Source organism: Halorientalis sp., from assembly GCF_028275115.1.
In the GTDB taxonomy this organism is placed as follows: domain Archaea; phylum Halobacteriota; class Halobacteria; order Halobacteriales; family Haloarculaceae; genus Halorientalis.
This window is the reverse complement of record NZ_JAQCNH010000123.1, coordinates 1-7,961: the sequence shown is the minus strand read 5'-3', so window position 1 is coordinate 7,961 and position 7,961 is coordinate 1. Positions and strand designations below refer to the sequence as shown.

Sequence of the window (7,961 nt, the reverse complement as noted above, 5' to 3'; positions counted from 1 at the left end):
GCCATCGCGCTCACGAGCGGGAACATGCCCGGCGCAGTCCCACCCGACAGCGACGCGAGGACCCACACGGACAGCTCCGAATCGGTGGGCCCGACTGCCGTGCCGATCTCCTCGGACAACATCTCGTGAACGCGCCGGCTGTGATGTTCAAGCAGGAACCGGCCGACGTTCGGGACCCGGGAGGTCCCCTCGCTCGGCAGGGTGTGATTCTCGTCGAGGTACGGAACGGCGGGATCCGTCTTGGCACGCTCGAACCGCCGTTTCACCCGGGAGTCGGTGTCGAGCGGGATGTTCCGGAACTCATCCGGGACGTCCCCGCCATCGATATCGGTTGACTCGATGGACATGAACCGGAACTCCGGGTCGACATCGTACTGATTGGCGAGCTCGTACAGCCACTTCGCGGTCCGCCTCGAGCCAGTGCCGAGGGAAACTACGAACACCGTTCGTGAGCTGGGATCGTCGGTCATGGTTGGTAGGTCGCGCCCCGTCGAGTACGCATCGACCGGTGCGCTCATCACACGCTTTGGCACAAGGGAGATTGAAGACTATCGTGTGACCTATCTGGTAGCTATCGGGTCACCGGAGACGAAACGAGTCTTCCGGGGCGGACAGAGTGGAGTCGGTGTCAGGCGCTGGGGCCGCGCCCACATCGTTTTGCGAGGCGGGTATGAGAACGCCCCCGAAGAACAGCCGCTACAGCCGTCCGGTCGCCCCGCTCGACGTGTCTGCTATCTTTCGGCGTCACACACTGACATGGCGTCTTGCTCGAAGTAGAGTCATGCCGGTGTCGTGAGACAACTGAGCCGATGCCAGCACGCGAGCGAGTGGCCGACCGGCTTGTACGCCACCACGATCACGATCGAAAAACAGCCAGCGACGAGTTCATCATAGGGAAACAGCCGGCGACGTGTGAATTTATAATGACGCTCGCCACGGAGACGGCGGGCGGGTTTCTCGTCAGAGCGACTGGCACCAGCTTGGGAGCCGTCGAATCGGAGGGCTGTCGAACCGTCGTCGAGCAGATCGCACGCGAACAGGGCTGGGCGGTCGACGGGAGCCAGGTCGAACGGTTACGGGCACGCGAAAACGAGTATACGCGATTGTGCCTGTTTCAGGAGCGGATGACGGAGCAGGACCGCGATCAAAGAGTTTCGAAGCAGTCCGAGGCCACCACCCAGTAGTCTCGCCGAAGCAGATCGACCCGGTTCCGGTCTACCAACTGCGCCGTCAACGATTCTGTAAAAACAGGGCCAGAGACGTCACACTAGGATCGGTTCTAGCTCCCACTGGAAGGTAATACAGCCGCCACACAGATCGAAGTCGATGGTCTGGAAGGTCGCGTGCTCTTTGATAGCGCGACGGCGCACGTCACGTTCGGTCTCCTCTTCGTTCGGGCTGTAGAGCCCGATCCGGAAATGGTTTTTTCTGTGACCAGCCTGGTCAACGAATTCCGTGAAGATGTCCTGAAGCGCATTTTTAAGCTGACTATCAGTGACGCCGGTCGGCGTCGTGAGCTCGTCCGCCACGATCTCCCCCGTGATTTGAAATCCGGTCGCGTGGCGAGCGCCGAAGTCATGCGGCCGAAACGTGGAGAACCGCACAGACGGGTCCTCACACTCCAGCTGCTGGCTCAGTCGGACGTACGTGTACGCCTCCGCGGAGAACGGGTCGATGGGCAGCTGGTCCGTTCCACCGCGATCGGCCGCGGTCTGAACGTCGCGATTGGCGGAGACGTACTCGATAGCTGCCCGAACCCGATCATCCGTCGGGACGTGATACGGGTTGACGGCGAACTCACACACCGGCTTGAACGGGCAGAGGTACTCGAACCCCGGCCGCGCCACCCGCGGGACAGCCACCAACGCAAGGATCTCCTTGAGGGGTTCGAGGTCGCCGTTGTCACTCAAATCGGGTTTCCCGCTCGCTCCATCGAAATGCGGGAAGGCGGCCGCTTCGGATGCGATGTCCACCTGCGCGAGTGGCTCCTCGGACCCTGCCAGCTGACGCACGGCGAGCAAGACGTCACGCTTTCTGGACATCCCGAGAATCCGCCATACTTGATTCCGAAACGCAGGTGACGTGGTCCCTGAGAGGTTCCAAGCCACTGACGGAGGCGAACCGGCAGACTCGTCCCCGTCATCAGTGGACCCGGCGCCGCCAGAGTGTTCACGGTTTGGTTGGTGGTGGTCTGCCATCTCATATCGACGTACGAGAGACATCCCGAATGACATGTCGTCGCGCCAAAACTAACGTAAACTATTTACCAAGGCGTGGCCGGCGAGTGTAGTCAGGCAAAATCGCAGATTCGGTTATCACCGTGATACCGACTAGAGTCTGGATGCCTCCCCGAGCCCGACTCGGTTCACTTACCGTAACGAACTAGACCCCACTCGCATCCGGACACGCTTTCCACTATCAATCGGACTGCGGGGTACACTCCGACTCTCATCGGTGTCAAACGATTGGCGGTTTCGAAACCGGTCTCGGGACCGGGACTCGTTCGATAGTCGGATATCGCTTCGTCGTCGGATCCACCCCTCAGTAAGGAGGCCCACCGAACGATACAGCGGTCGAGCAGCCTCCAGGATGGAACTCGCGGTCAGGTCCATGGTGCCAGGGCCCGGAGAAGGAACTGGCATGGACGTCGGCACACCGGCGACCTCACCTCGACACGACAGCGTCGCCAGGCGAGGCACAGGTCTGTCAGATACCGCCGACCGGACGGATATCCGGTCACCAACGACCACAACGAGGCAACCATGGGAATGACCGTCAACGTCGAGAATCAGGAGATCCCCGTCGAAGAGGACACGACCGCAGCAGACGTCAAAGCGGAAGCGAGTCTCAACGATGACGCGGTGCTCACGTACCGCGGTGAGGACGGATTCGACTCGCTCAACGACGACGACGTCGTCGTCGAGCACGTCGACGAGGGAACGCGACTAGAGCCGCAACCGCTCGCCGACAACAACGTCTTTGGAGGAGCATGAACATCCATCGCGCACTCGCGGAGGTGCAAGACCTCAAAGAGTACCTCGGAGAGGAGTTCCGCGGCCGGGTCGCGTATAACTTCACCGACACTCCAGAGGTTCGATTCGAGGGGTTTCAGTTTCCGCCCGGCTGGAAAAACACGCGTGGGAGTCGACACGGCCGAGTCCTGTTCGAGCTCCCGGAGTCGTATCCTGATCACCCACCGCACGTCTACATCGACGGAGAAATGCGGTTCGAGGGTGGCCGCCCGTCGGCGATGGCACCGGCCCGCCAGGATGGGGGCTCCAAGTGGGTCCCCCTCAGCGTGTTTCCCTCGGATCGGAACTGGGACCCAGAGGCCAACTCCCTGACGACGGCCGTCACCCAGCTGATGGAGGTTCTCCAAGCACCCGACAGGGAGATCCCTATCGAATCGGACGCTGAGTGGACCAATGACACCGACGAGCACGCCGAGCCGTCGGAGGTCAACGACGACCGCACGGACGAATCGAGCGAGGGTTCCGAGCAATGACCGGTCCCGACCAGACGAGCCAACAGCACGTTCGGCCCGAGCGGGCGACGGAATCGGAGAGCGAAGCCGAAAGCCAGTCGGCAGCCCCAGCGTCGGAAGCTGACACCGACGGCGAGGAACCCATCGAGCGCCTCGACGGGAGTGCCGAAACGGGCAATGAACCGGCGCTAAATTCCTTCGTCGTCGTGGTCGACGGCAAATCGGTCACGATCGACGCCGAGACCACAGCCGCAGAGCTCGGCCAATCGGTCGATGCTGATCCGGACACTGTGTTCACCTATCGAACGTCCGACGGCGTCAAGGCGCTGTCCGGTGACCAGACCGTCGCGAACGCGATCGACGACGGAGCCGAGCTGCGGACCCAGCCGCTCGGCGACGGGGAGGTGTTCGGGTAGCCATGGACCCCAAACGCGTGATTCCGGAGGTCCAGAACCTACACGCGCTCATCAAGGAGCGACAGAACCCCATCATGTCATACGACCTCCTCGACGACATGACCGTCACGATCGAGCTGCTGAATTTCCCCGACGGCTGGGAGAACGACGAGGGGACGCACTTCGGCACTGTCATCTTCGATCTCTCCCGGTCGTATCCGAAGAAGCAGCCGAAGGTGTACGTGAGCGCTGACCTGCGCTACGAGGGGGACAGCCCACACGTCCTGTACAACCAGTCGGCCGCGCCGGATGGGTTCACCAAGTACTGCATTCACCGACTTTCCGATTGGGACCCGGACCAGCACAGCCTGACAACAATGTTCAATCTCCTCGAGGTGTCCCTCGAGCATCCGCGTTCGAAGAACCCACTTCAAGAGGCCTAACCATGTCACGAATACAAATCAGCGACGTCTCAGACGAGCTTGAGTTAGTGATCACCGCCCAGCAGCTCCGGGAGATCCGCGAGTGGACGCTTCAGAAGGACGGCATCGAGCGGTTCACCTACCTCTACTGTGAGGAAGTCGATGGACGGCTGTTGACCCGGACCGTCGACCCGGTCCCTGCTGATCAGTGCGAGGTGCAGGAAGCCCACGCGGTGCGGCCGTCGCTCGAGGTCGAGCGCGAGCGGTTGGGTGAGGCCATGGAAGACGGCCTGGTCCCGATCATGGTCCACAGCCACCCGTTCAGCGACGTGCCCAGCTTCAGTGGGCTGGACGACGAGATCATGGAGGCCTACCGGGAGTGGATCGGAAACCTCTACCCGGAGATGCCACTCGGCTTTGCGGTCGTCGGCCACGAGGGTATCGATACGGCAGTGTACGTCGACCCCGACGACGATCGCCGCGTCCGGCTCGGGGTCGACGTGGTCGGCGAGTGGAAACTCGAGCAGTCGTTGGAGATGCCGGACCGGGAGGCGGCCACCGCGATCGACCGGGACCGCTACGACCGGTCGATCAGAGCGCTCACGGCGGACGGACAGCAGTCGATCGCCGAGACGCGGGTCGCCGTCGTCGGTCTGGGTGGGCTCGGGTCGATGACGGCCGTCCAGTTGGCCCGGTTCGGCGTCGAGGACTTCCTGTTCGTCGATCCGGACGTCGTCGAACGATCCAACCTCCCGCGGATATACGGCGCGACGGAAGCCGATATCGACCGGTACAAGGTCGATGTCGTCGGCGAGCACGTCGTGCGAGCGAACTCCGACGCGACGGTCGAGGCGTATCGCGGCCGCGTCCAGGACGTCCCCGAGGAGACGCTCGCCACGTGTGACGTCATCATCGGGGCCGTCGACCGGCTCACGGCGCGGCAGTACTGCAACGAGTTCGCCGTGCGGTACCTGCGGTATTACATCGACGGCGGCGTGGCGATCGATACCGCAGACGACGGGTCAGTCATCGACGAGCGCGGGCTGATCCAGCTTGTTGTCCCGGGAGTGAGTGGCTGCCTGGACTGTCTCGGGCGCAATGATCCGCAACAGCTCCAAGTGGAACAGTCGAGCGAAGCGGAGATCGAGGCGGACTTGGAGCGAGGCTATATCGACGAGGACGTCGTCGCGCCCGAACCGGCGGTCACGCCGCTGAACGGGATGGCGGCCTCGAGCATTACCCGGCTCTTCACGAAGGTAGTGACGGGGTACGCGGCCCCGCCGGACTACCTGCGACTCGACGGCCTGAACGACGAGCTCGTCGCCGTCGGCACGCACACCTCGGACAACTGCCTGACCTGTAACGCCGACGCACTGCTCGCCCGCGGACCGTTCGAATTCGACGAGGACCTGCTGGTCTCCGAACCGAGCGACGGCTTGGACGCGGAGGCCATCAGCGACCACGTCGCCGATGACGGCGAGATTAGCTCCCGTCGGATCACGTCGGAGAGCCATTACTCCCCGTCCGAACCCGACGGCCCGCCACTGGCGTATCCGCAGGCCGATGTCGGGGCTGCTCTGAGCGCGGTCAGCTGGGGAGATGGCAAGGGCACAGTCGCCGACGCGACGGTCGACGAGGAGTCGACGGGCGACGCCTTCCACGGACAGTCCGACACGCCCGCCGCATCGCCGGCAGTAGCGACTCAGGGGGTTAGCGAGCGGCCAGAGCCGGACGAGGCTACTGGCGAGGTACCTTCGTCACCGGAGGCAGACTCGGCGGCGCAGCCACCCGATGGCGCTCGCCCGGCTGATCGGCCGCCGTCCGATCGCGAAGACCCAGGACCGAGCGAGCGGCCTGTGCGCGGGCTCGGACGAAAGCTACTGCGCTCGAAGCGCGGGATACTCGGACTCGCACTGTTGCTACTCGGTCTTCTCGGAATGAAATGGGTGCGCGAGCGCTCGTAGCACCCGTATCCTTGTTGTACACTCAACGTGCTACTTGGTCAGCGACGAAGCGGCGATGACGGTCTCGTGGTCATGAGCTAGGCCAGCGCCAAGCTAGTACACCGTCGAAACCATCGTGTCTGGTTCCGGTCGATTCGTGAGGTCAGATTTCGCGACTTGAGACGCTCATTTAGCCTCGGTTGCGCAGACAGAGCCGTCTTTTCGCTAACTGAGGCCGTGCTCGTCACGACATCTGTTCAGACAGCGCTTCCAGTCAACCCACCGTATACCTCGAAAAGAGGGCCGAAAGAGAGGACCCCTACTCCGCGAAGCTCAGGATGAAGAACCACGCACCGGTGATCGCCTCCTCGGGCGGGATCCCGTTCTCCTCGAAGTGGTCGGTGATGGCGCGGACCGCGCGGGTCTGATCCGCATCGTCGTCGAGATTCTTCAGGGCGGTACCAACGGTCTGGCCGACCCGCTGGAGGTCGGCTTGGAAGTCGTTTCCGACGGGGGGGCTCCCGTCGGCGGAGTTGTCAACGGACATTGCAACTGGTCGTATGGGTGCCCGGACAGTCACGTTCACGTGGCGACCGCTGGATATCCGGTTTATATAGCCGTTTCAACTGACGTCGTGAACGAACCAATTGCCAATAAAATGAAAAGGGAGGAGGTGCGCCTACGTCGGCAATGCGCACAGGGGAAGTTGAAGAGACCTCTACCGGGTCATTTCCTCGTGCTTGAGCAGGGCGGCCAGCAGGGCGAGCGAGGCGTTGTGGATGTCGTTGCTCGATTCGACGTACTCGTCGAACCGCTCGGCGACGTCCTCGAACAGCATCTCCACGTCATCCTGGTTCTCCTCGAACCGCTTCGAGAGAAACAGCCCGTACCGGAGGAGCCGCGACTCGAACGCGTCGTCGGACATGTTGATCGTCACCACGTCATTGTCCGCGCTCGGCGAGTCGTCCTGCAGTTTGAGGATGGTCTGCTCGGCGTCTTTCAGCTCCTCGGTGAGGAACTGAATCCGGTCGTGAAGCATGTCGATGTGTTCGACGACGGCTTCGTCCGCGTCCTCGGTTAGCGTCGGGGGCGTCTGGGAGCTCATGACAACTCCAACTACGGTCTCTAGGGTCTGGGTACTGACGTGGGAACCAGAACATCTCCAGTTTATAAGCGATCGACCCCGACTGATCCGCCTCAGTTACCGACGAACCCGTGTGTGTTGGCCGTTTACTTATCTTAGTAGGTGCTGTGGTGCCGCCTCAATGGTGGCCTGCGCGTGATCGACACAGGCCCGAACCGCATCCTCATCCATAGATAGACGAGTGTTCATAGCGTCATCACGAGGGTGTCATAGAACTCTTCTCACACCTCGTTGACCGACCCGTGGATCGCTCAGTACAGGTCTCGTATTTAATACTCAAGAACTGTAGAATAGAGATAGTTACTCTATTAGGATACTGCTGAGGATAACACTCGTATGAGCGACCTGAGAGAGATGCTATTCGCAATCGAGATCACATTAGTGGGTATCACTGCTGGTGTGCTCTCGATTCCGCACAACTGTTTTCGCTCTTGGGTAGAGGATTGTTGGTGAGTTCTCAGCAGTAGCTGGAAGTCACAGCGGGCAAGGGTGACGCGACCGCGTCACCCGACGAACAATGTTCCCTCTCAAGACGTTCGTCTCGGAGCGTCGCGCCGCGAACCTGCTGGAACA

The 7,961-nt window shown here is 61.9% G+C and carries 10 protein-coding genes; 6 read left to right on the top strand and 4 right to left on the bottom strand.

Features of this window, described 5'->3' with window-relative positions:
* A partial coding sequence (locus Q0964_RS15980; RefSeq protein ID WP_299269529.1) for a tubulin-like doman-containing protein occupies positions 1–518 on the bottom strand: 518 nt, incomplete at its 3' end.
* Positions 519–923: 405 nt separating this feature from the next.
* Between Q0964_RS15980 and Q0964_RS15975 the strand changes: the two genes are divergently transcribed.
* A complete protein-coding gene (locus Q0964_RS15975; RefSeq protein WP_299269527.1) occupies positions 924–1,184 on the top strand; it encodes a hypothetical protein in 261 nt (86 codons plus the stop codon).
* Between the two features lie 78 nt (positions 1,185–1,262).
* On the opposite strand, the gene Q0964_RS15970 is transcribed toward Q0964_RS15975, so the two are convergent.
* Positions 1,263–2,042, bottom strand: a complete 780-nt coding sequence (locus Q0964_RS15970; RefSeq protein WP_299269524.1) for a hypothetical protein — start codon at positions 2,040–2,042, stop codon at positions 1,263–1,265.
* A gap of 720 nt (positions 2,043–2,762) precedes the next feature.
* On the opposite strand from Q0964_RS15970, the gene Q0964_RS15965 reads away from it, so the two are divergent.
* From Q0964_RS15965 to Q0964_RS15945, 5 genes are read left to right on the top strand one after another with little or no spacing between them, the layout of a single operon-like run.
* Positions 2,763–2,993, top strand: a complete 231-nt coding sequence (locus Q0964_RS15965; RefSeq protein ID WP_299269521.1) for a hypothetical protein — start codon at positions 2,763–2,765, stop codon at positions 2,991–2,993.
* On the top strand, positions 2,990–3,505 hold the full coding sequence (locus tag Q0964_RS15960; protein ID WP_299269518.1) for a hypothetical protein: 516 nt from the start codon (positions 2,990–2,992) through the stop codon (positions 3,503–3,505). The genes Q0964_RS15965 and Q0964_RS15960 overlap by 4 nt, the downstream gene beginning before the upstream one ends.
* Entirely contained in the window at positions 3,502–3,900 is a 399-nt protein-coding gene (locus Q0964_RS15955) for a hypothetical protein (protein WP_299269515.1), read from the top strand. The genes Q0964_RS15960 and Q0964_RS15955 overlap by 4 nt, the downstream gene beginning before the upstream one ends.
* Before the next feature lie 2 nt (positions 3,901–3,902).
* Positions 3,903–4,322 carry a hypothetical protein gene (locus Q0964_RS15950; protein WP_299269512.1) on the top strand — a complete coding sequence of 140 codons (420 nt, stop codon included), beginning with the start codon at positions 3,903–3,905 and terminating at the stop codon, positions 4,320–4,322.
* Between the two features lie 2 nt (positions 4,323–4,324).
* On the top strand, positions 4,325–6,265 hold the full coding sequence (locus Q0964_RS15945; RefSeq protein WP_299269511.1) for a ThiF family adenylyltransferase: 1,941 nt from the start codon (positions 4,325–4,327) through the stop codon (positions 6,263–6,265).
* A 298-nt stretch (positions 6,266–6,563) separates the two neighbouring features.
* On the opposite strand, the gene Q0964_RS15940 is transcribed toward Q0964_RS15945, so the two are convergent.
* Together Q0964_RS15940 and Q0964_RS15935 are read right to left on the bottom strand one after the other, a co-directional pair.
* The gene (locus Q0964_RS15940) at positions 6,564–6,791 is read right to left on the bottom strand and encodes a hypothetical protein (RefSeq protein ID WP_299269508.1); all 228 of its coding nucleotides are present in this window, start codon (positions 6,789–6,791) and stop codon (positions 6,564–6,566) included.
* 171 nt (positions 6,792–6,962) lie between these two features.
* The gene (locus Q0964_RS15935) at positions 6,963–7,349 is read right to left on the bottom strand and encodes a hypothetical protein (RefSeq protein WP_299269506.1); all 387 of its coding nucleotides are present in this window, start codon (positions 7,347–7,349) and stop codon (positions 6,963–6,965) included.
* Positions 7,350–7,961: the final 612 nt, after the last annotated feature.

Excerpts from the sequence above, each read along its gene's own strand:
- Q0964_RS15940 (WP_299269508.1), bottom strand. The coding sequence starts at position 6,791 with ATGTCCGTTGACAACTCCGCCGACGGGAGCCCCCCCGTCGGAAACGAC.
- Q0964_RS15975 (WP_299269527.1), top strand. The coding sequence starts at position 924 with ATGACGCTCGCCACGGAGACGGCGGGCGGGTTTCTCGTCAGAGCGACT.
- Q0964_RS15950 (WP_299269512.1), top strand. The coding sequence starts at position 3,903 with ATGGACCCCAAACGCGTGATTCCGGAGGTCCAGAACCTACACGCGCTC.
- Q0964_RS15955 (WP_299269515.1), top strand. The coding sequence starts at position 3,502 with ATGACCGGTCCCGACCAGACGAGCCAACAGCACGTTCGGCCCGAGCGG.
- Q0964_RS15960 (WP_299269518.1), top strand. The coding sequence starts at position 2,990 with ATGAACATCCATCGCGCACTCGCGGAGGTGCAAGACCTCAAAGAGTAC.
- Q0964_RS15965 (WP_299269521.1), top strand. The coding sequence starts at position 2,763 with ATGGGAATGACCGTCAACGTCGAGAATCAGGAGATCCCCGTCGAAGAG.
- Q0964_RS15935 (WP_299269506.1), bottom strand. The coding sequence starts at position 7,349 with ATGAGCTCCCAGACGCCCCCGACGCTAACCGAGGACGCGGACGAAGCC.
- Q0964_RS15945 (WP_299269511.1), top strand. The coding sequence starts at position 4,325 with ATGTCACGAATACAAATCAGCGACGTCTCAGACGAGCTTGAGTTAGTG.
- Q0964_RS15970 (WP_299269524.1), bottom strand. The coding sequence starts at position 2,042 with ATGTCCAGAAAGCGTGACGTCTTGCTCGCCGTGCGTCAGCTGGCAGGG.